Source organism: Motiliproteus sp. SC1-56 (assembly GCF_017309075.1).
Lineage (GTDB): Bacteria > Pseudomonadota > Gammaproteobacteria > Pseudomonadales > Balneatricaceae > Motiliproteus.
Genome location: NZ_JAEMGS010000012.1, coordinates 68,733 through 89,482, shown reverse-complemented (window position 1 = coordinate 89,482; position 20,750 = coordinate 68,733). Strand labels below are relative to the sequence as shown.

Here is a 20,750-nt window from a genome sequence, read left to right as displayed (position 1 = left end):
TTACCTGATTGAAATAAATGAAATCAAACGAGGATCAGCGCTCGAAAAGATGAGACTCCGCCCATGATAAAAGATTCCTCGCCTTGTCGCCTCCCTCCCCCGCCGGTAGCATGAGGCCATGACTGTCGAAATCGAACTGATGATTCTCTGGGGAGCGCTGGTTATCTACGTGATAGCCGGCTCTGCAGCCATTGTTTCCACGCTGTTCCGCTATGACCTGGAGGATCTGGTGTTGGGGCTGATGGTGGCCGGTCTGCTCACCCATACCGCCGCCCTGGGCTACCGTTGGATTCGCCTTGAGCACGGCCCCTTTCTCACCATGTTCGAGATTCTCTCCAGCAATATCTGGAGCCTGACGCTTTTCTTCAGCCTCTGCTATTGGCGCAGCCGCGCCATTCGACCGGTCGCGGCCTTTATCATGCCGGTCCTGTTCCTGATGATGGGCTGGCTGCTGCTGACCAATCCCGGCAAGGGTTTTTTCCCGCCGACCTACGACACCGTCTGGCTGTACATCCACATTGGCTTCGGCAAGGTTTTCATGGGGGGCCTTCTGGTCGCGGTGGGCCTGTCGCTGATAATTCTGCTTCGCCCCCTGCACCCCTTCAACGAGGCCATGCAGCGCGTACCGGGTAACCAGAGCCTCACCGAGCTCGCCTATCGCTTCATGGCGTTGGCCCTGGTGTTCCATACCCTGATGCTGGTGGCCGGCGCCATCTGGGCCCAGGATGCCTGGGGCCGCTACTGGGACTGGGATCCTCTGGAAACCTGGTCTTTTCTCTCTTGGCTTTTTCTGGCCTTGAGTTTGCATGCCAGAGTGACCTGGAGGATGGCTCCGCAACCGGCGGCGGTCATGGTGATCGCGGTATTCGTGGTCGCCTTTTTAACCTTCTACGGGGTACCTTTTGTATCCATGGTCCCCCACCAAGGGGCGGTCTAACGGCGGCCAGCCCGAACATTGACTCAACGCAAGGTGTCACTGATGTCCAGATCACGTTTACTTCTCTCATCGGGTCTTACCCTCACCCTTATTCTGGCCGGTGGCTGCTCCGACGATCAGCCCTCGCAAAAGGCGAGTGCTCCCGCGCAAAGCAAGACGCCCGCAGAAAGCAAGGCCCCCGCCGCCAGCCGCCAACTGGCCGCCAACCAGGGCGAAGTGGTCGAGGCCCTGCAGGCAGGCGGCTACAGCTACGTGCAGGTCCGCCAGGGGGACAAGACTTTCTGGGTCGCGGGAAGCCAGCTCGACACCACTCCTGGCGCGGTCATCGAATGGGGCCAGGCCTCGCCGATGAAAAACTTCACCAGCAAGAGCCTGGGTCGCACCTTTGAGGAAATTTACTTCGTCTCCTCACTGAACCCGGAGCAACCTGCCCACGCTGCGGCTCAGCCCACCGCTCAGGCCGCCAACGAGGGGATTGCCAAGAGCGTCCAGCAGGCCGGCGGCTACACCTACATTCTCGCCGATACCGCCCAGGGCCAGCGCTGGGTCGCGGTACCCGCCACCCAGATAAGCGAAGGTCAGCGCTTTCGCTGGGGACAGGCGGCGGTGATGACCAACTTCACCAGCAAGAGCCTGAACAAGACCTTTGACCAGATCCTGTTCGCCTCTCAGGTGCAGGTCGCCAATGGCGGCGGCGGGCAAGCGGCGGCGACCGCCAACCAGGGGCAGGTGGTCAGCGTCAAGCAGAGCGGCGGTTACAGCTATATCCAGGTCAACACCGCAAACGGTGAGCAGTGGATCGCCGCCCCCGTCAGCCCGGTGAAAGAAGGCGACACCATCCAGTGGTCCGGCGCCTCGGTGATGCGTAATTTCCACGCCGCATCCCTCGACCAGACTTTCGAGACCATTCTCTTTGCCGGGGGCGTTCAGCAGGTTCGCTAACCGCCTCTCAATCGAGCTGCTCATCTCAAGACGCCTCAGGCCGCTGCCAGGGCGTCTTGCGGTAGCGGTCCCAGAAAAACCACCCCAGACTGGCCACCGCCAAAAAGCAGCTGGCCAGCAACCAGGGCAAGGTGGGATCGTAGTAGATCTGATAACCCATCCACAGGGTTAGCCCCTGGTAGACCAACAGCCCGGAATTCAGCTGCAGGGACTCGCCGGGCACCAGCTCCGTGCGCAACGTATCGCCTTGCCTGACGACAAGCCGATGCTCCTTGGGCGCACGAAACTTCGACGGTTTGAGGGGGTCGAGGATCACCTCGTCAAACTCCAGCTGCACCCAGAGCTCCTCGTCGGTGCCGGGCGGCACCCAGGCTTGGGCCTGGCCAAAGCGGTTGCCCGGGTAGCTCGGCAGGTGAACCACCCCCCGCTGCGCCGTACTGGCCGCCTCAGGCTTCCAGATAAACACCGGTGCGAACCCCTTGTTGGGGGTGGTGTAAAAGCGGTAACCGTCAAGATTCAGGGCTTTCTGGTCCCCGATCACGGTCTGCCGCCATTCGCCGTCCTCCGGCCATGACAGGCGGTTGAAGGTGTGAGAGCGCATGGGGCCGATGTCGTAGTCGATCTCGAACCCCTCATTGCGAAAACGCAGCTGTTCAATCGCCCAGGGGTGCAACGGCCCGGCCTCGAAACCGGTCAGCTCGCCTTCAAAGGCCCCGCCCACCGGCACCTCCACCCAGCCCTTGAGTCGGGTCAGCTGTCCCACCGCCACCAGCAGCACGATCAACACCAGGCAGAGGTGAAACAGCAGCAGCGGCCACTGCCGCCGAAAGCGAGGGTGATAGACAATCGCCAAGACCAGGTTGAGCGTCAGCGCGCCAAGCACCGGCGCCAGGATCAGAAAGGCCTGGCCGGTTTCGGGGCTGGCAAGATTGCTCCGGTAGGCCCACCAGACCGAAACCAGCAGCGCCAGCAGCAGGGCGAAGCTGAGCTTAAGCGAGGCCAGGGCCCGGCCCCAGCGGGACAATCTCACGCTCAGCACGGCCGCGAGGTTACTGCACCGCCTGACAGGCCGCTTTCATCCACTGAACCCCCCGACCCTTGTCCGGGTCGTCCGCGTTGGCCGATCCACAGTCCTGTTCTCGCCACTGCCCGCTGGGACGGAAGTTGATGACCTTCAAAAAGGCGTTCTGGTAGTAGGGGCCGTTGCTGTAACCGCGACTGAGATTACAGGTACCGCCTGCCGCGTTGCTATTGCCCCACCCGTCATCGCCGTCGTTACGGCACACTTCGGTACCTTTGGGGTTGCCCGTTTCCGGACCGACGTCATTCAGGTTGACCAACAGTGCCTTATTCTTCCACCCGTGGGGTACGGCGGTATGGCACCAGTTGCATTGCAGGTAATCATTATTGTCCGCCACCGCCTTACCCTGGTGGTAGCTGTGCAGGTCGCCGCGACCGTTGCTGGTATCGTAAAAGCCGGTGCGAATGTCGTTCTGCCCGGTTCCGTAAACATCAGGGTCGTGGCATTTAAAGCACAACGAGCCACGGTTAATGGTGTTGAACCCGCTGGTATTCCAGCTCCCCTTGAGAATGAAATTATTGCTTGAACCGTGCGGCCCCCAGGGCGCCCCGTCCTCGCCGCCGGCGGGCACAGTACTGCCCTGCCCGCCACCACCAATCCCGCCGTTCAAGGTGGGTGACTGGGTCTCGCTGCCGTGGCAGTCCGAGCAGTACATGGTCTGGGTGCCCATGGCGCCACTGGCGTTAAAGGGCGGGAACCAGTTATTGGCATTGACCCCGCCGCGGGTGCTGGAGTTACGTCCCGTGGGACCGATAACGGGGTGCCAGCCCCGGTGGTTGTTGGTGTCGTAGGCCGCCGCGGCGCCCCCTTCGGCGCCCAGGCTCTGGCCTTCACCACGATGGGTTTGCGGGGCCTGAAACTCCATCGCCTGGTTGGTGACCCCCACCGTGGAGGAGAAGCCGTTCACTCCGTCTGAACCGCCATCCGCAGCAGGCTGCAATGAGGGCGTCGGGCCATTCTCCCAGGCGTAATGGGAGTGGCACTTGAGGCAGATCTGGTACTCGCGGCTGACATGAGAGCAGGTATCCGGGTCGCTGCCGACGGTGTCACAGCCCAGACCGGTGCCCTGCTTGGGGGTCAGCGCCAAACCGCCGATACCGTTGAGCACGCTCTGGTCCGTTTCGAACTCTTCGTAATCGCCGGGCTCCACGCCGAAGGTGCCCGCCAGCACTCCCGAGGCGATGTTGTTGTGAATCACCCCGTTCTCATGCCGGTGGGTTCCGGCGGCAGCACCGTTGACCGGCGGCGTATCGCTGAACACCCGGGTCTTTTTCACCCGGTGGGGGTTATGACAGTCGGTGCACTCCACATGACGGGTGTTCAGGGTGGCCCGCGCCTCGCTGAAGTCCGCATCCCGGATATCGTGCTGCTCAGGCGGAGAGAGGTCCTGCTCGGCATTGGTGATGGGCATATGGCGGGCGAGGCCAAAGTCGGTCTCTATATTGGGAACCTGCACGGTGCCCACGCTCTCATCAATGATGCCAGCCGCCAGCGTGTGGCACTGGTAACAGGTCTCCTCGATGGCCGAATTGCCCGCCGAATCAGCCCCTTCGCGGGCCAAGCGACGGGCACCGGCTTCGGTATGGGCATCATGGCAGTTAAGGCAGGAAGCCTCGTACACATCTATCCCGGCAGGAAACTCCCGCAAGTTGGCAGCCGCATCTTCGTACTGCTCGTTAGCCACCCCCTGCATGGCGTGGGCCGACGCCGCCCAGCCCGCTTTATCATGGCAGGCCAGGCAGATGATATCGTTGTCCTCGTTGAAGCTCCCCTGCAGCGGGCTGGTCCCTGCCTGCTGGAAACGGTTGCCCCGCAAAAACTTAATATTCACCCCGGCGTCGTCACCCTCGCCGGACAGGTGGGGGTCATGGCAACTGGTGCATTGCAGTTTTCCGCTGCTGGGCTGACTCCCCTCCAGCGGAAAGCGCGGCTGCTGCGGAACGCCGCCGCCCAGGCTGCGAATGCCCACCTGAAGCCCTTGCCCCGGGGTTGTGCTCTCCGGGTTATAGAGCTCACCATCGGCAAGAGCTAGGTCACGGTTGTAGGTCAGGGAGATCGGGTGGTCGTTGGACAGATCAATGCCCAGATCCCGGCTATAACCGGAGGCGGGATCCCCCGGCATGGTGCCCCCGGCATCCGTGCCCTGCATGGAGAGGCTGCCACTACCCACGTCCTGGCCTGGCATATTGGCCAGCGCCCCGATGGCCAGCGTGCCATCGTGGCAGGAGAGGCAGAGCTTGGAGGCGCCCCCGGGCGTGGCGTCGATGGTCGCCTGAATCGAAGTCGACGAGTAAGTGGCGTAAGAGGCGGTACTGAAGCGCCGGTTCCACAGGGGAGCCTGGACGCCTGCCTGCACCGTCGCCCCGTGCGGGGTGTGACAGAAAACACAGATCTCATCGGTGTCGGTGGAGCGAACGGTGTTCCCGGAGGCGCTGGAAAAGTTGTGTTTGGTTTCCGCAATCTTGGACTGCCGCCGTGTATCCAGGTCAGTGGCGGCCAGGGCAGGCCCACTGATGAGTGCCGTCAGCAGGCAGAGGATCCACAGCCTGTTCACACTTCTTCTCCCAGGTACTGGAAAATGGAAACACGTCCGTTCAGCATATCCGCCACATAGATACGGTTTTGAGAGTCAATCCAGATGCCGGAGGGGTGGAAAAACTTTCCGGCGCTTTTCCCCGCCCCGCCGATAGGCAGCAAAAAGCGTCCCTGCTGACCAAAGATCAGCATGTAATCATGGTACGACTCAGAGATGTAAATATTGCCTTCGGAGTCCAGGGCAACCCCCTTGGGGCGCACGAAGTTGCCTACGAATCCACCCCGCTTACCGAATCCCCGCAGGTAGTTTCCGGCCTCGTCCAGCACCTGTAACCGGGCATTCAGGGTGTCCACGACATAGAGCAGGTTGTCCCTGTAGACCATGTAGACCGGTGAGTTGAACTGCCCCGGCTGATCGCCGAAGTCGCCCCAGGTATCGACCAGGACCCCCTGTAGGTCAAACACCTTGATATCGTGCCCATGGGTATCGGAGACAAAAATACGCCCCTGAAGCGGATCAAAGGCTAAACCGGTCGGGCGCTTGAGCAGCTGGTGGCCAAAACTTCCCTGCAACACGCCCTCTGCATTAAAACGAAATACCCGGCCGAGCTCCGCATCCGCCACCAGCAGCTCCCCGCTTGGAAGCGCCAGAATACCGATCGGCTGCCCAAAGCGCTGCGTGCCCTCGGTATGCAGCCAGATCTTCACTTCACCCGCCGCCGGGTCGAAGACAAAGACCGCCTGCTTGCCCACATCCGTGACGTAAATTCGCCCGTTCGCGTCCGTGACCACCCCTTGCGGTCGTATCAAAACCTCTTTCGCCTCCGGGTCAAGCCCGACGCCAAACAGCACTTTCGCCCAAGAACGGGACAACCCTCCATCCTCGCCTTCGGGGGTGAAATTGGTCTCTCCGGTCAGGTCGCCAATGTAAGCCAGCTTCGCCGGCTCGGGCGGCGGTGGCCAGACCGCTTGGGTACCCTCGGGAAATTCAAAATGCAGAACGTGGGGCTGAGAGCTGCAACCCGCGATACTCAGAAACAAAAGGCTGCCGATAACAAGCTTTCTGATCAAAGAACGGCCCCCTCGGGTCCAGGCTCACCAGATGCCGGGACCACCTGTTTTGTGACCGCCCTGGATACCGGTTTTCAGTCCAGGCAGGCCTGAGTGGCAGCGGTCACAGTGCTCGACACTCCACGCGATTTCCCCATTGTGGCACATTCCGCAATACTGACCGTCGATAATTTTTCCCATCGTGATGTCATTGCTTCCGACCCGCATTTCGAACCCAAGCTCAAAGTGACAGACTTTGCAGCGAAAACGGATTCGATGGAACCAGTGCGGGTAGATCACCGGACGCATCCCATTTTTTTCCGCATAACGGTTGAGGACAACGTCCGCGTACTCAGCATGGGCAGCAGTAAGCGGTGCTAGCCCGAATAGCGTTAACAGGGCTACCAAGACGAATCGGTGAATCATATAGCTAACCTTTTACCGGACAATCGGCTGTTCCAAAACTGGCTCATAGATACGCCCAGGAGGTTGCTGAGCTCCCGGCTTACCCCTGAATCGCGACCGGTTTACACTATGGCAGCGACGGCATTCGGTCAGCGGGAAAGAGACGGCCCCGTGACAGCGCCCGCAGTACTCCCCCGACAAGATCGAAAACATATTGACGGGCGTGGCGCCGGCTTCCCGGGCGAAAAGGTGATCATGACAATTGCTGCAGTCGAGCCATTGCGTATGGGCCCTGTGGGGAAAACGCACCATCGGCATGTCCGCTGTATCAGGCATGATAATATCCAAGTCCAGCACTTCGATCTCAGTATCTGGGAAAAGGTTGGTTCGCGGATTGATAAAACCCTGCTCCAAGGCCCGCACCCAGTCTACTTGATTACCAATAGTGGGGGTGTCCTTAGGAAAATTTCGAAAAGCCTCTTCAGGGTGCTGCAGTTCGTCTAAGGCAGGATTTGCCGGGTCGTGCAGGAAGTCGGCGTCAAAAGGCTCCCAAACATACTTACGCCCGTTGTCGATCACTTCGGCGGTGGCGGTAAAAGTCGATATCCACAATACAACTCCCGCAAAAAACCAGCGCTTCATAAAAGGCATTATTCCCACGACAAAAATTGTCAGACCATAGTAATCGTTGATCTCGGCAGCAGCAACACGGTGCCCTAGCCGCTAAAAACACCCTGTTATTTTGGGGGCTGCAGGGTCTGTGGCATAATCACCTCAATTTTTGACATCGGTGAAGACGATCATGCTCAAATTTCCCACGCTCCCGCAGCCTTCATCCCTCGAATTCCTGCCCTCACCCGCCGAGCTGGCCCGACGGCTGCCCCTGATGCTGGTACGTCAGTCCCGCCGCCTCCCCTTCGCTCTGCAACGTGCTGCGCTTCTGAAAATGATGGAGCAGGCCTTTGCCGAGCCGCTGGAAGACGGTGACTTCGAATTTCTTGAAGGCAAGTGGATGAAGGTGGAGATCAGTGATCTGGACCTGCGCTGGTACTTCAGCTGCAGCGAGGAGGGCCAGTTGATCGTCAGCCAGGAGGAAGAGGCCGATGCCTGTATTCGCGGCAACCTCAAGGAATTCCTGCTGCTCGCCTCGCGCAGCGAAGACCCCGACACGCTCTTTTTCCAACGCCGGCTGATGATCGAGGGCGATACCGAAGTCGGCCTTGAGGTGAAGAACCTGATGGACGCCGTGGACCACGACAGCCTGCCCCCCTTTCTGCGCCTGCTGCTGACCCGGGGCACGGGGCTGGCAAACCGGCTTCTGTAACCTTCAAGTCACGCCCGAAACAACCTAGATACAAGCTAAAAAAGCCGGCCTCACGAGACCGGCTTTTTTCAGCATGCCCGGCGCCGAGCCCTTTACTGGCCTGTAAACGCGATCTCTCCTCCCGGCAGCATATACAGCACCAATGCCCGTCCTTCGCTCACCGTGGGCCGGTGGGCAGAGTTCGGAGGATAGACACACCAGCCGCGCCCCTTGCCGTCAAACCGGGCCCCCTCGGTTACCGGCATCACCATGCAGACCTCCCCGCGGGGATGGCGATGGTGGGGCCCGACGATATCATCCAGGTCAACCACGTCCACGCTGAGACCAGAGGTGTCCTCCCCGGCCTCAAGCACGCGCCCGAAACGCCGTCCATTGCCTCCCTGAGCGCACATCCAGCCGGCCTCGATGGCTTGGTGGCAAGCCGCTTCAATCGCATTGAAGGTTTCCCCCGCGGCGGGAAAATGCGCCTCTAATACCCTCTCCAGAGTCCCGTCCAGGGAGTGGGCTGCGGTCAATTCAGCCACGGGGGCTATCAGCTTACGAAACTGCTCGGGTGCCATGGCGCGATCCTCCTACTTTATTACTTCCAAAGGAAAAAGGGCGGCTCGGCCGCCCCAGTAGCCAAGCCTCAGGCAAACTTCGGCTTGCGGTTCTCCAGAAATGCAGCCATCCCCTCGATGCGGTCAGGGGTCGAAAAGCTGAGCCCAAAGAGGTCGCTCTCCATGACACAGGCATTGTCCAGATCCAGGTCCTGACCCCGCTGCACCAGCTGCTTGGTGAGCTGAATAGCGCTGCGGCTTTTGCCGGCGATCATGGACGCCAGCTTAAGCCCTTCGTCCAGCAATTCCGGCTGAGGGTAGACATGGTTCACCAGCCCCCGGCGCATGGCCTCATCCGCCGACATGTTGCGACCGGTCACCAGCAGCTCCATAGCCATGGCGCGTCCCACCAGGCGGGTCAGGCGTTGGCTGCCGCCAAAGCCGGGGGTAACGCCGAGGTTCACCTCCGGCTGGCCGAACTTGGCATTCTCCGCAGCGAGGATAAAATCGCAGCTCATCGCCAGCTCGCACCCCCCCCCCAAGGCATAGCCATTGACCAGGGCCACCACCGGGATTTCGAGGGTCTCCAGCCGCCTGAACAGGTGCATCCCATGCTCGGCGAAGGCCTTGCCCTCGATGGGACTCAGGTGGCTCATGTGTTCGATATCCGCCCCGGCAACAAACGCCTTCTCGCCGCTGCCGCGAATCAGCAGCACCCGGGCGCCGGGGTCGCTGATGACCTCCGACACCGCGTCATTCATCTCTTCCAGGGTCGCCGCATTAAGGGCATTGAGCACCTTGGGCCGGTTAATGGTCAGGAGGTAGACGCCATCGCGAACCGCTTCCAGCAGGATGTTGTCGTAAGTTTTGGTTTCTTCACTCATGGCAACGCTCCTTAGCCGTAGTGGTAAAAGCCGCGGCCGGACTTTCGGCCCAGGTAACCGGCATCCACCATCTGCTTAAGCAGCGGGCAGGGCCGGTACTTGCTGTCATTAAAGCCCTCGTGCAACACCTCCATGATGCTCAGGCAGGTGTCCAGACCGATCAGATCGGCCAATGCCAGGGGCCCCATGGGGTGGCTCATGCCCAGCTTCATCACCGTGTCGATCTCCTCGGCACTGGCCAAAGTCTCGTAGAGGCAAAAAATCGCCTCGTTGATCATGGGCAACAAAATACGGTTGGCCACAAAGCCGAAACTGTCCCGGACGTCCACCGGCACCTTGCCGATCGCCTCGGCCATCGCGGTGACCTGCTCGAACACTGCGTCCTCGGTCTGCAGCCCGCGAATCACCTCCACCAGCTTCATCATCGGCACCGGGTTCATAAAATGCATCCCGATCACCTGCCCCGGGCGCCGGGTACTGGCCGCCAGCCGGGTAATGGAGATCGAGGAGGTGTTGGTGGCAAGGATGGCGCCCTCTTTGCAAGTCCGGTCCAGGTCCTTGAAGATGACGGTTTTGATGGCCTCGTCTTCCGTGGCCGCCTCGATGGCGATGTCCACCGCGGCCAGGTCCTCGGTGCGGGTGCTGGTGCTGATGCGCCCCAAAATTGCTTCAAGCTCTGCACCGCTGATCTTCTCCTTGGCGACCATCCGCTGCAGACTCGACTGAATCGCCTTGATGCCGTTATCGATGGCCTCCTGATGGCGATCGCATACCGTCACCCTGAGCCCGGCGGCAGCGCAGACCTGGGCAATTCCACTGCCCATCTGCCCTGCGCCCACTACTCCTACATGTTCGATTTTCATCACATTACCCTTACGCTCTGCACAGATTATCTGCGCCGGTGAATACTCGGAAAGTACCGCGCTTTCCTAACCCAAGCCCTGCCGATCGCCCCAAATCCCGGTAGTCGAAACCGACTCTGCCGGCTTCAATCACGGGTCGCCCGCCGCAAAAAATCGGCATACAGACGAGATTCAGTGTAGCGTGCCAGTGCCGCCGTGGCCCTTTCGCACGTGCGAAAAACGCAAACCCCATGATCCATCAAAGCTTCTGCAAGCGAGTCGTAAAGGGGCCCTCCGTCCACCACGCCGATGATCGGCTTATGCTGCGACGCCACAAGCGGCGGCAGTAACTGGGCCACACTCTCGGGGCTTAGCAGATCAAACCCGGCGCGCCGGCTACTGGCCAGGGTGCGCATCATTGGAGAGAGCGGATCCAGCCCCACCACCACGGCATCAACATTCTCCGCCTCGGCAAACACCCGAGTACACTCCACATGCGCCTCGTCGTCGGCACCGGGGTTGATGTCCAGGGGATTGCGCACCTCCATCAGCGCATCCAGCCGCTTGGCCGCCAGGATTTGTCCCAGCCGTTTTGCGGTGGCCGGCATCACCGGGGCCACCTCCAGATGCGCATCAGCACGGCGAATGCTGTCGGCGATGCCCACGGTTTCAAAACCTGCACCGCTGACCCCCGCCACCCGGCGCCCGCCCACAACTTTGTCGTGGAGGGCACTGGCGATATAGAAAAGATCGTCAAACTCACTGAAATCCCGGGCTACCAGCGCCCCGGCCTGGCTCAGCAGGGCTTCGCAGAGGGAGTAATCACCGGCTTCGGAGGCGGTGTGACCCCGCGCCGCTGCGGCGCCGGCATCGGTGCGCCCGGCCTTGTAGACCACCACCTGCTTGCCCTTGCGCACCGCCCGGCGCACCGCCTGCGCAAAGGCAAGGCCGTCCAGCTCGTTGAAGCCTTCGATATAGACGCCGATGGTGTCGATCTCGTCCCGGTCGGCGTAGTAGGTCAGCATGTCACCATGGGTGAGGTCGGTCTGGTTGCCCAGCGCCGTCATGTAGGCAGGATCGAGCCAGGGGTTCTTACTCAGGCGGGTAATCATGAAAGCACCGCTCTGACTGATCAGGGCGCTGTGGCGGCGCTGCTTTTTCTGCGGCTTGGGCAGGCGTTCGCCGGGAATAAACCAGGAGTCATAGCCTCCCGGGTGGGAGACCACCCCCAGGCAGTTCCCGCCGAGAAAGACCGGCCCTCCCGCTTCGCTGGCATGGGCGGCATTGATCCGCTGCTTCATCACCTCGGCCGGGCGGCGGCTGGCCTCGGTTTCGCCAAGCCCCCCCGGAATCAGCATCACCGCCTCGGCGGCCTGCTTGTCGATCACTTCGTCGACCAGATCAAACACCGCCTCGGCTCCCACCGCGACAATAAACAGGTCCAGGGGACGGTCCAGGGCATCCAGGCTGTCGATGCAGCGCACGCCGTCGATCGCCTCTTCACCGGGGCGGATAATGGTCATTCTGTCGGGGTCGTAGCCGCTGCCCAGCAGGTTCTTGAGGATGATGCGGCCGAAATTCATCTTGCTGGCCGAAACGCCGACCAGGCCAATTGATGCCGGGTGCAGCAGTTTTCCGATCTTTTCGATGGGTCTCGGCGCCGGCGCCGGCTTTTGCGCCCGGACCTCACAGCGGGCGTTATAAGGCACCATCCGCCCCTCTGTGGCGACGATGGGACCGACACAGAGACGCTCGATCAGTGCCGGGGCCTCGGGCTGCCCGGGTGCATAGCGGTTGGCGAGCGCCAGGGCCGAAGCAAAGATCCGCTCCAGCTGGGCATCGTCCACCCGCTCAGCCATCAGGCGGTAACCGAGGGTGCGGCGGAACAGGTTCAACAGCTCTTGCGCACTGCTCATGGCCGCCAGTACCGAAACCGAGGCCCCTTGCGGGCAGAAGTAGTCGGCCTGCTCTCCATCCGCAACGCCCGCCCAGCCGGCACTGACCACCATGCCGAATTCGCGGGTATGGCGCACCTCCAGGATCCAGCCGTCGAGCCTGCCGTCACCTGAAGCGGCGTCGCTTAATGCCAACGACTCCATTCCCAAGAACTGAAGCACTTCCGCAAGCGCCTCTGACCCCAGCAGGTCGTCCCCATCTTCCAGCACCATTTCCAGATGTTCCAGGGCCATGGCCGGCTGAGCGCTCGGTTCGGTCATCATATCGTTCATGCGTTATTCCCTTCGGTGGCCTCGATCGGCCAAGGTGTAATATTGTGCACACCGCTTAGCATCACATCACTCAAAAGCGATCAAAAGTCTAGATAAGCCACGAAAACATGTTATATAGTGCATCCTTGACGTTTTGAAATACAATGCCGCCGCGCCCCCACGTTCCACCAGATGGAACTACCGCCCCATCGGCTTCGGCTCAACGGCGACGGACGCGGCACGGAGAGAGAAAGGCAGCTATGGATATCAGACAACGGGTTGAACGGCTCCTGGGGCGCATGCACGACAATCCCCAGTATCCCACCCAAGGGGCGGTGCTTTTTGTGGATCTGGAGCGCCGGTGTCATCACAGGGCCTACCTGGACACCGAGGTGGTCCGCACCTTTCTCGCCGGGCGCGGCGGTAACATGTTTCTGCTCTACAACCTGCTGGACGAAGAAAAGCCGGCGCTGGACCCAGAAGTCCCCTTGATCTTCGGCGCCGGGGTCCTGACCAGCACCATGCCGTCAGCCACCCGTGGCAATGTCACCAGCCGCTCCCCGGAGAGCCGGGCGTTGCTGGACGCCAACGGCGGCGACTTCTTCCCCTCCTTTCTCAAGCGCCACGGCTACGACCACCTGGTCCTGTTTGGGCGCAGCGAACAGTGGACGCTGCTGCGCATCGACCGCGACCAGGTGGAGTACCTTGACGCCGAACCTTACCGGGGCCTGGACAATCTGGAGTTCAGCCACCGCATCGCCGAGGACTTTGGTTACCAGGAACAGAAAGACATGGCCATGGCCCGAATCACCCGGGCCGGGGAGAACGGCGTCCTCTCCAGCGGCATCATGGGGGGCGAGAAGGCCATCTGGGCCCGGGGCGGCGGTGGCGCCAAAATGGGCTCTCTGCACCTGAAAGCAGTGATCCTGCACGGAAAAGGCGACGAGGTGGCGGTCAGCCGCGACTACAAATTGCAAGGGACCGCCCTGTCCAGGAAAAACCTCTCTGCCAGCGTGATCAAAAACGCCATGAGCAAGGTAGGCACCCCCTTTCTCTATAAGCCCACCCGTGTGCTCGGCGCCCTGGGCACCAAGAACAACCAGGAGACCGCCTGGGTCGACAGCCTCGACGCGGACAACTTTGATCCTTATCGCCCCGGCATGAGCAGCTGCTTTCGCTGCCCGGTAAAGTGCCGCGCCAACAATGACATGACCCCGGAGAGCGAGGGCGGCTACGGCGCAGGCGCGCTCAAGGGGCTGGCCGGCAACGCCAGCTACGACAAGCGCCAGAGCGAGCTGGAGCACAACAAGGCCCGGGATTACAACGGCATCAATAACGACGGCGTCTTTGACAAGTACGACAAGGGCGAAGGGCCGGAGTATGTGAACGTGGGCAAATTCGGTCCCAACCTGGGCATCAAGCGACCGGAGCAGGTCCTGCGCCTGAACAACATCTGCAACGACCTGGGGCTGGACGCCTCGGGCACCGGAACCGCCATTGGCTGGGCCATGGAGCTCTATCAGAGAGGGCTGATCACCCAGGCGCAGACCGGGGGCCTGGACCTGAGCTGGGGCAACTACGCCAGCATTGAAAAGCTGCTGCAGCTGACCGCCCGCCGCGAAGGCTTCGGCGACACCATCGCCGACTCGACCCGGGCGGTGGAGCGTGGCAAATATCCCCCCGAGGCCCTCAAGTACCTGATGGCGGTGAAGGGACTGGGGCAGTCCGACCCCCACGACGCGCGCATTCTCAAGGCCTTCGCCCTGGGCCTGGCCGTCGCCACCCGCGGCATGGACCACCTGCGCAACCGGGTGACCCTGGAGATCAACGCCCGCATCAACGACGACCCCGACTTCAAAACCGCCCTCTACGGCGGCAAGGTAGCCCCCGAACCCAACCGTTACGAAGGCAAGGAAGTGGCGGTGCGGCGCTGCGAAAACACCTTCGCGGTGGGTGATGCCGTCGGCCACTGCCGCTTCAACACCAAGCTGTTCAACACCCCCTCCACCACCGGTCTGGAGGACTTTGCCACGCAGCTCACCACCCTCACGGGACTGCCTTTTGACGAAGCCGCCCTGAACGAGGTGGGGCGCAATATCACCGGTCTCGAGCGGATGATCAACTTCCGCCTCGGCCTCAGGGCCCGGGACGACTCCCTGCCGGAGCGCTGGTTCCAGGAGCCGATCACCACCGGTCCGTTCAAGGGGGAGAAGATCGACCGAGCGGAGTTTGAGGCCATGAAGGCGCGCTTCTACGACCTCACCGGACTCAACGAAGAAGGGCTACCGGCCCTCGAATGGCACACCCGGCTCTCGCAGGTGGCCACCGGCTACGCCGTGCGGGTCCATCTTGGCCAGACCGTGCCCGGCGCGCCGGAGCAGGCGGTGGTGATCGATGAGCCCCTGTCCAGTGTCGCCGAGCTGCGCGGGGCGCTTCGCCGCAAGCTCCCCGAGGCGGCGGAACTGCTCGACAGCGAGCACCTCAATCTCGCCGTGGACGGCGATCTGGTGCTCTCCGGGGAAGCCCAGCGGCCGGTTCCCAACGGTTGCGAAGTGACCCTGATGCCCACCCTCTCGGGAGGCTGAACAGAGCACCTTACAGAGGGCGCGGCTCGCGCCCTTTCCCCCTACCCACTCACCTGACCCTGCTGAGGACTGAGCGATGAACACCACCTTTGACTTTGTACCGGGCGACATTATCGAGCTCGCCGGCGAGTGCTACCAGGTGCTGGAGAATTTCGGTGAAAAGGGGATGGTCCGCAATTTTCCCTCCGAGGAGGAGAGCGGCTTTGAGCTGCCCTGGAGCGAAGCGGACGCGGTCAGCCGGCGCATCGGCCATGCCCCCTTGCCGGCCCCCAGCCCCTGCTCCAGCGGCGGTTCCTGCCCCACGTACGAGATCAAACCACGCCAGGACCCCGACCCCAACATCATCGCCCGGGAGACCTGAAGCCGGTTGAAGGGCGTTTCAGGCTGTAACGGCAGAGCCTACCCGAGCACGGTGGGCAGCCAGAGGCTTAAGGCCGGGAACAGAATCAGCAGCAGCACCCGAACCCCGTCCGAGATCAAAAAGGGCACCACCCCCTTGAAGCTTTCGATCATGGGAACGTTTCCAGCCATCTTATTGATAATGAAAACGTTCATTCCAACCGGCGGGGTAATCAGCCCGACCTCGACCACCACCAGCGCAATAATGCCGAACCAGATTTTCACCGCCTCGGGGTCCATGCCGAAATCGAGCGCACCGACAATGGGCCAGAAGATGGGAATCGTCAGCAGAATCATGGAGAGCGAATCCATCACGCACCCGAACACCAGGTAAAGCCCCAGCATGATCGCCAGCACCAGGTAGGGGGAGAAGTTGCTTTGTGCGATCCATTGCGCCGCCTCGGCCGGCATCTGGGTCAGGGCCAGAAAGGCGTTGAACAGGTCCGCCCCCAGCAAGATAAGAAAGATCATGGCCGTCGCGGCCCCCGTGCCGTAGAGGCACTCCATCACTCCCCTCCAGCGCAGGCCGCCATGGATCACCGCCAGCAGCCCCGTGGCCACCGCACCGATGGCGGCCGCCTCGGTGGGGGTAAACGCCCCCAGGTAGATGCCGCCTATCACCACCAGAAAAATCAGGGTAACCGCCCACACATCTTTAAGAGAGCGCAGCTTGTCACCCCAGCCGGACCTGGGGCCGCAAGGCCCCGCCTCAGGCTTCAGGCGCACATAAATGGAAATTGCCAGAAGATACCCCAGCGCGGCCAAAAAACCCGGAATAAAGGCCGCCTGGAACATGGTGACAATGTTTCCCTCGGTCAGAATGGCGTAGATCACCAGAATCACAGAGGGCGGAATGAGAATGCCCAGGGTGCCTCCCGCCGCCAACGCGCCCGTCGCCAGCCCCCCGGCATAGCCGTGCCGACGCAGTTCCGGCAAGGCCACCTGGCCGATGGTGGCGGCCGTTGCCAGGGAAGACCCGCAAATGGCGCCAAAGCCGGCACAACCGGTCACGGCCGCCATGGCCATGCCGCCCCGGTATTGGCCCACCCAGCAACTGGCGGTATTAAACAACGCCCGGCTGAGGCCAGCCTTGCTGGCAAACTGTCCCATCAGCAGAAACAGCGGCACCACGGAGAGGTCATAGGTAGAAAAGCGCCAGTAGGCGGCGCTGTTCAGGTAGTTGAGCAGCGGATCCCACCCGGAAAGGGTGGCGTATCCGGCCATGCCGGTGGCGAGCATCGCCACCCCGATGGGCATACGCAGCCCCATCAGCACCAGCAACACACCAAACAGCACGAGACCAAAGACCACCCCCTCGCTCTGGAAGGCGACAACCGCCAAAATTGCGCCCAGCGCCAAGAGCAGGCCGCTGCCTCCCTGCCCCAGGGACTTTCGCGGGCCGACGAGGCCCACCACCGATGCGTTGCCCTCGCTCATGAGGCCCCCTCCTCCCGATCAGCCTGGCGGCGGCCCAGCAGCTGGGTGCCCGCAAGATAAAAGCAGACCAGAGTCAGCAGGATCATGGAGGCGACGATGGGAATAAAGCCCCACCAGCGCGCCATGCCCAGCACCATGGTCTCTTCGCCGTAGCGCCACATGTCATACCCCCCCACGCTCAGCCGCCACGCCAGCAGCGCCGCCAGGAGGCCGTACGTCAGGCTGCCCAAAGCATCCAGCATCCCCTTAAGGGGCGCGGGGGCCCGCAGGGTAAAGAAGTCGACCACTACATTGCCGCGATACCACTGGCAATAAGGGAGCGCGGCGAAAACGGCAATCGCGCAGCCGACTTCCACCAGTTCAAAGTCGCCCATCACCGGGCTGTCAAAAAAGAAGCGGCCCAGGACGCTGACCACTGTCAGACAGGCGAAAGCCACCAGCACCAGGCCGCCGCCCAGCGCAAAGAGCCGGCAACCGTATTCCAGTGCGCGTGAACAACGGGTCTTTGGAAACGGGGAATGTTCGCTCACCGTACGCTCTCCCGGGCCTCCTGGGCCCTCTTGGGGCGGGAACAGGATCGCTCCGTCACCGGAGCGATCAGCATCAGCGGGTATACTGCTTCACCAGCCGATCTGCGTCCTCAAGCATTTGGCGCCCGGGCAGCCCGCGCTCCTCCATTTGCGCGATCCAGTGTTCCCGCACCGGCAGCGTCGCCTCACGCCAACGCTCGACTTCCTCAGGCGGCAGCACCGTGATTTCATTTCCACGCTTTGACGCTGCCTGGCGTCCGGGCTGGTCGGCTCGGTCCCAGAGCGCCCCGACCTCGCGGGCAATATTGGCGCCGGAATTGCGATCGATGACCTGCTTCAGATCGTCGGGCAGTTGCTCGTACGTTTTGTTATTCATGGCGAACAGGAAGACGGAGGTATTCACCTGCCGATCGCCGGACATCTCCGTGTGATAGCCGACCAACTCATGCACCTTGAGCGGCATGGTCACCTCGTAGGGGAGCATCGCGCCGTCCACCACCTTTTTGGAAAGCGCCTGGGGAACACTGGGGACGGGCATACCCACCGGTACGGCCCCGACCAGCTCCAGCAGCTCTGTCGCCGACTGGGTCGGGGTGCGGATCTTCATCCCCTTGAGGTCCTCGAGCTTTTTCACAGGCCTGTCGACGGTATGCAGGGTGCCACCCGCGTGTGCGTGCAACAGCAGAGGATGCACGTCGGCATACTCCTCGCGCAGGTACTCCTGGTAAAAGTCCCAGGCGGCCTGGCTGGTCGCCTCGGCATTGCCAGCGATGAAGGGCAATTCAAAGACGGCGGTAATCGGGAAGCGCCCACGCGTGTAGCCTGGCAACGTCCAGACAATATCGGCCACTCCGCTGCGGACCTGGTCGAAGAGCTGCGGCGGTTTGCCTCCAAGCTGCATGGCAGGATAGATCTGCACCTCGATCCTCCCCTCGGACTCGGCCTCCACCTTATCGGCCCAGGGCTTGATAAACTGGCTGTGGGCGGCAGACTGGGGCGGCAGGAAGTGGTGCACTTTCAACGTAAATTCCGCCGCCAGGGCCGTCGTCGCCCCCAGGCAGAGGGCGGCAGCAGCGGTGACTCGAAGCATTGTTGTTTTTATTCGCGTAGTCATACGAGTTTCCTTAGGTCTTGGGGAAAGAAGCCGGCACCTGAGCGAACCTACGCTTGGCGCCGGGTGGGAATTTTCTCAGCCGGATGGCGCCACAGCCGTGATCGCAGGAGGCGGGCGCAGCTTGAAGCGCTGAATCTTGCCGGTAGCGGTGCGGGGTATTTCGTCAACGAAATGGACCTCCCGCGGGCACTTATAGATCGACAGCCGCTCCAGCAGAGCACTGCGGATCCGTTCGGCCAGCCCCGCCTCCTGAGACGCGCCCTCGGCCACGACAAAAAGCGCCGTGCGCACCAGGCCATCCCCGTCGGGAATGCCGACCGCCGCCGCCTCCCGCACGTGCGCCACCTGCAGGGCGCACTCCTCGATCTCCACCGGACTCACCCACTGCCCGGAAATCTTAAGCATCTGATCGGCGCGTCCCTGGTGGTAAAACCAGCGATCGTTATCGAAGGTAAAGACATCCCCGGTGCGATACCAGGTCCCCTGGAAGGTGGCCCGGGACTGATCCTGGCGGTTCCAGTAACGGTCACAGACAGATGCCATTCGAATCCAGGCAACACCTGGGGTGTCGGGTTCGCTGACCGGCTCCCCGTGTTCATCCAACAGCCTCAGCTCGGCCCATGGCACCAGCCTTCCGTTCGAACCGGGCCGATTTCGAGCGGGGGTATTGCAGATAAAAAGAAACAGGGTTTCGGATGTACCGATACCCTCTAGAATCGGCCGCCCGGTCATCTCATGCCAACGCTCGTAAAGTGTCAGGGGGAGTTTTTCACCGGCCGAGATAAAGTGCCGAATGCGCCTAAATGCAGGGCTGTCGCAGACGCCCGAGCGCAGCAGCGTGCGATAAAACGCCGGGACACTGAAGAAAAAGTCGGGCCGGTGGCGGGCCACCACCTGGCCGATCCGTTCGGCATTCGGCCAGCCCCGACTGAGAATCAGGGTAGCCCCGCACCGCAGCCCTGCAAGCAGGCCATGGCCAAGGGCGTAAGCAAAAAACAACTTGGAGGTGCAAAGCAGCCTGTCGCCGGGCTTGACCCCCAGGTTTTCACGCAGGTGCAGGTCCGCGATCATCACATTGTGGTGCAGGTGCACCGCTGCCTTTGGCTTGCCGGTGGTGCCCGAGGAGTATACCCAGAAGGCCATGTCATCCGGTGACATGGGGGTCGCCTCAAGCCTATCAGGCTGGCCGACAGCCAGATCCTGCATACAACGCGGCGCCTCCCCGGCAGCCCCCTCCACCCAGCACTCGGGCCGATGATCCAGGGAGGGCTCGACCTGCCGGTAGAGCGAGAGGTAGTCCACGCCAACACAGATCAGCCGGCAGCGGGTTTCGTTGATGACAAAGCGCAGATCCTCGGCCGACGCCCTGACGTTATACGCCACCGCGACGCCCCCGATCTTGATGGTCGCCAGATAGGCGGCCGCCAGGTCTGCACTGTCATCGGTCAGAAAAAGTACCCGGGCTTCCGGCCCGACACCGCGCTCACGCAGGCCGTGACCGTACCGGTTCACTAAGGCAATAAACTCGCCGTAGGTGAGGCTTGCATCCCCTTCGATAACGGCCAACTGGTGTTCGCGCCCTTCCACCAAGGCCGGTCCCAGAATCTCATCTGCGGCATTCATCGCCCCTTCGACGTAGGGTTCTTGCTCGTTCATGCACCTTCACTCTATCGGGCAACCGTCTCCCCTTGAGTGCACGAGCCGTACCAATATCACTTATTGATATGCGTTCAGCTTATATATCAATTAGTTGCTTTTGATCTCGATAAGTCCGGAAGCGACACGGCCTGGCCGCAGACTGTTGCACATCGCAACAGCTTTCGTTGAGCCATCAATTAAACATCTATTAATCAACAAATTATCTAATGGTGACGCAATTCGCGACAGCCGTCGCATTGTGCAACATGGGTGGTGGATAGAAGAGGAAGGGGAAGGGGAA

General features: G+C 61.7%; 18 protein-coding genes. 5 read left to right on the top strand and 13 right to left on the bottom strand.

The features are described 5' to 3' along the window. Positions 1 to 118: 118 nt before the first annotated feature. Both ccsA and JGZ97_RS13900 read left to right on the top strand, forming a co-directional pair. Positions 119 to 937: a cytochrome c biogenesis protein CcsA gene (ccsA, locus tag JGZ97_RS13905; protein WP_207063251.1), complete on the top strand. Its 819-nt coding sequence runs from the start codon at positions 119 to 121 to the stop codon at positions 935 to 937. Positions 938 to 979: 42 nt separating this feature from the next. Next, positions 980 to 1,879 (top strand): hypothetical protein, encoded by a 900-nt coding sequence (locus tag JGZ97_RS13900; RefSeq protein WP_207063250.1) that lies wholly within the window; start codon positions 980 to 982, stop codon positions 1,877 to 1,879. Between the two features lie 25 nt (positions 1,880 to 1,904). Here the strand turns inward: JGZ97_RS13900 and JGZ97_RS13895 are convergent, their stop codons facing one another. The 5 genes from JGZ97_RS13895 to JGZ97_RS13875 are packed head-to-tail and all read right to left on the bottom strand — an operon-like array spanning position 1,905 to position 7,592. Beyond that, a complete protein-coding gene (locus JGZ97_RS13895; RefSeq protein ID WP_207063249.1) occupies positions 1,905 to 2,909 on the bottom strand; it encodes a hypothetical protein in 1,005 nt (334 codons plus the stop codon). A 19-nt stretch (positions 2,910 to 2,928) separates the two neighbouring features. Further along, positions 2,929 to 5,514, bottom strand: coding sequence for a cytochrome c3 family protein (locus tag JGZ97_RS13890; protein ID WP_207063248.1), 2,586 nt, complete (start codon positions 5,512 to 5,514; stop codon positions 2,929 to 2,931). Beyond that, positions 5,511 to 6,566, bottom strand: coding sequence for a 6-bladed beta-propeller (locus JGZ97_RS13885; RefSeq protein WP_207063247.1), 1,056 nt, complete (start codon positions 6,564 to 6,566; stop codon positions 5,511 to 5,513). Before JGZ97_RS13885 ends, JGZ97_RS13890 begins: the two co-directional genes overlap by 4 nt. A 24-nt stretch (positions 6,567 to 6,590) precedes the next feature. Next, a complete protein-coding gene (locus tag JGZ97_RS13880) occupies positions 6,591 to 6,971 on the bottom strand; it encodes a c(7)-type cytochrome triheme domain-containing protein (RefSeq protein WP_207063246.1) in 381 nt (126 codons plus the stop codon). 12 nt (positions 6,972 to 6,983) lie between these two features. Next, the gene (locus JGZ97_RS13875; RefSeq protein ID WP_207063245.1) at positions 6,984 to 7,592 is read right to left on the bottom strand and encodes a c(7)-type cytochrome triheme domain-containing protein; all 609 of its coding nucleotides are present in this window, start codon (positions 7,590 to 7,592) and stop codon (positions 6,984 to 6,986) included. A 160-nt stretch (positions 7,593 to 7,752) separates the two neighbouring features. Between JGZ97_RS13875 and JGZ97_RS13870 the strand changes: the two genes are divergently transcribed. Further along, the gene (locus tag JGZ97_RS13870; protein WP_207063244.1) at positions 7,753 to 8,274 is read left to right on the top strand and encodes an SCP2 domain-containing protein; all 522 of its coding nucleotides are present in this window, start codon (positions 7,753 to 7,755) and stop codon (positions 8,272 to 8,274) included. A gap of 92 nt (positions 8,275 to 8,366) precedes the next feature. On the opposite strand, the gene JGZ97_RS13865 is transcribed toward JGZ97_RS13870, so the two are convergent. The 4 genes from JGZ97_RS13865 to JGZ97_RS13850 form a co-directional block, all read right to left on the bottom strand. Next, positions 8,367 to 8,834, bottom strand: a complete 468-nt coding sequence (locus JGZ97_RS13865) for a DUF4863 family protein (protein ID WP_207063243.1) — start codon at positions 8,832 to 8,834, stop codon at positions 8,367 to 8,369. A gap of 68 nt (positions 8,835 to 8,902) precedes the next feature. Further along, complete coding sequence (locus tag JGZ97_RS13860; protein WP_207063242.1) at positions 8,903 to 9,697, bottom strand: enoyl-CoA hydratase-related protein; 795 nt, start codon at positions 9,695 to 9,697, stop codon at positions 8,903 to 8,905. A gap of 11 nt (positions 9,698 to 9,708) precedes the next feature. Further along, positions 9,709 to 10,560, bottom strand: a complete 852-nt coding sequence (locus JGZ97_RS13855; protein ID WP_207063241.1) for a 3-hydroxybutyryl-CoA dehydrogenase — start codon at positions 10,558 to 10,560, stop codon at positions 9,709 to 9,711. A 125-nt stretch (positions 10,561 to 10,685) separates the two neighbouring features. Next, a complete protein-coding gene (locus tag JGZ97_RS13850) occupies positions 10,686 to 12,767 on the bottom strand; it encodes a CoA-binding protein (RefSeq protein ID WP_207063240.1) in 2,082 nt (693 codons plus the stop codon). Positions 12,768 to 13,006: 239 nt separating this feature from the next. On the opposite strand from JGZ97_RS13850, the gene JGZ97_RS13845 reads away from it, so the two are divergent. Further along, entirely contained in the window at positions 13,007 to 15,331 is a 2,325-nt protein-coding gene (locus JGZ97_RS13845; RefSeq protein ID WP_207063239.1) for an aldehyde ferredoxin oxidoreductase C-terminal domain-containing protein, read from the top strand. A 76-nt stretch (positions 15,332 to 15,407) separates the two neighbouring features. Then, complete coding sequence (locus JGZ97_RS13840) at positions 15,408 to 15,692, top strand: hypothetical protein (protein ID WP_207063238.1); 285 nt, start codon at positions 15,408 to 15,410, stop codon at positions 15,690 to 15,692. Positions 15,693 to 15,730: 38 nt separating this feature from the next. Here the strand turns inward: JGZ97_RS13840 and JGZ97_RS13835 are convergent, their stop codons facing one another. The 4 genes from JGZ97_RS13835 to JGZ97_RS13820 form a co-directional block, all read right to left on the bottom strand. Then, positions 15,731 to 17,167: a TRAP transporter large permease gene (locus JGZ97_RS13835; RefSeq protein WP_207063237.1), complete on the bottom strand. Its 1,437-nt coding sequence runs from the start codon at positions 17,165 to 17,167 to the stop codon at positions 15,731 to 15,733. After that, a complete protein-coding gene (locus tag JGZ97_RS13830; RefSeq protein ID WP_207063236.1) occupies positions 17,164 to 17,697 on the bottom strand; it encodes a TRAP transporter small permease in 534 nt (177 codons plus the stop codon). Before JGZ97_RS13830 ends, JGZ97_RS13835 begins: the two co-directional genes overlap by 4 nt. 73 nt (positions 17,698 to 17,770) lie before the next feature. Next, positions 17,771 to 18,811 (bottom strand): TRAP transporter substrate-binding protein, encoded by a 1,041-nt coding sequence (locus JGZ97_RS13825; RefSeq protein ID WP_242521779.1) that lies wholly within the window; start codon positions 18,809 to 18,811, stop codon positions 17,771 to 17,773. Positions 18,812 to 18,886: 75 nt separating this feature from the next. After that, positions 18,887 to 20,467, bottom strand: a complete 1,581-nt coding sequence (locus JGZ97_RS13820) for a benzoate-CoA ligase family protein (RefSeq protein WP_207063235.1) — start codon at positions 20,465 to 20,467, stop codon at positions 18,887 to 18,889. Between the last annotated feature and the right edge of the window lie 283 nt (positions 20,468 to 20,750).

What these genes read in the sequence shown, in the direction of transcription:
- JGZ97_RS13875 (WP_207063245.1), bottom strand. Translation starts at nt 7,592, where the DNA reads ATGAAGCGCTGGTTTTTTGCGGGAGTTGTATTGTGGATATCGACTTTT.
- ccsA (WP_207063251.1), top strand. Translation starts at nt 119, where the DNA reads ATGACTGTCGAAATCGAACTGATGATTCTCTGGGGAGCGCTGGTTATC.
- JGZ97_RS13850 (WP_207063240.1), bottom strand. Translation starts at nt 12,767, where the DNA reads ATGAACGATATGATGACCGAACCGAGCGCTCAGCCGGCCATGGCCCTG.
- JGZ97_RS13900 (WP_207063250.1), top strand. Translation starts at nt 980, where the DNA reads ATGTCCAGATCACGTTTACTTCTCTCATCGGGTCTTACCCTCACCCTT.
- JGZ97_RS13870 (WP_207063244.1), top strand. Translation starts at nt 7,753, where the DNA reads ATGCTCAAATTTCCCACGCTCCCGCAGCCTTCATCCCTCGAATTCCTG.
- JGZ97_RS13835 (WP_207063237.1), bottom strand. Translation starts at nt 17,167, where the DNA reads ATGAGCGAGGGCAACGCATCGGTGGTGGGCCTCGTCGGCCCGCGAAAG.
- JGZ97_RS13860 (WP_207063242.1), bottom strand. Translation starts at nt 9,697, where the DNA reads ATGAGTGAAGAAACCAAAACTTACGACAACATCCTGCTGGAAGCGGTT.
- JGZ97_RS13820 (WP_207063235.1), bottom strand. Translation starts at nt 20,467, where the DNA reads ATGAACGAGCAAGAACCCTACGTCGAAGGGGCGATGAATGCCGCAGAT.
- JGZ97_RS13840 (WP_207063238.1), top strand. Translation starts at nt 15,408, where the DNA reads ATGAACACCACCTTTGACTTTGTACCGGGCGACATTATCGAGCTCGCC.
- JGZ97_RS13865 (WP_207063243.1), bottom strand. Translation starts at nt 8,834, where the DNA reads ATGGCACCCGAGCAGTTTCGTAAGCTGATAGCCCCCGTGGCTGAATTG.
- JGZ97_RS13855 (WP_207063241.1), bottom strand. Translation starts at nt 10,560, where the DNA reads ATGAAAATCGAACATGTAGGAGTAGTGGGCGCAGGGCAGATGGGCAGT.
- JGZ97_RS13825 (WP_242521779.1), bottom strand. Translation starts at nt 18,811, where the DNA reads ATGACTACGCGAATAAAAACAACAATGCTTCGAGTCACCGCTGCTGCC.
- JGZ97_RS13845 (WP_207063239.1), top strand. Translation starts at nt 13,007, where the DNA reads ATGGATATCAGACAACGGGTTGAACGGCTCCTGGGGCGCATGCACGAC.
- JGZ97_RS13880 (WP_207063246.1), bottom strand. Translation starts at nt 6,971, where the DNA reads ATGATTCACCGATTCGTCTTGGTAGCCCTGTTAACGCTATTCGGGCTA.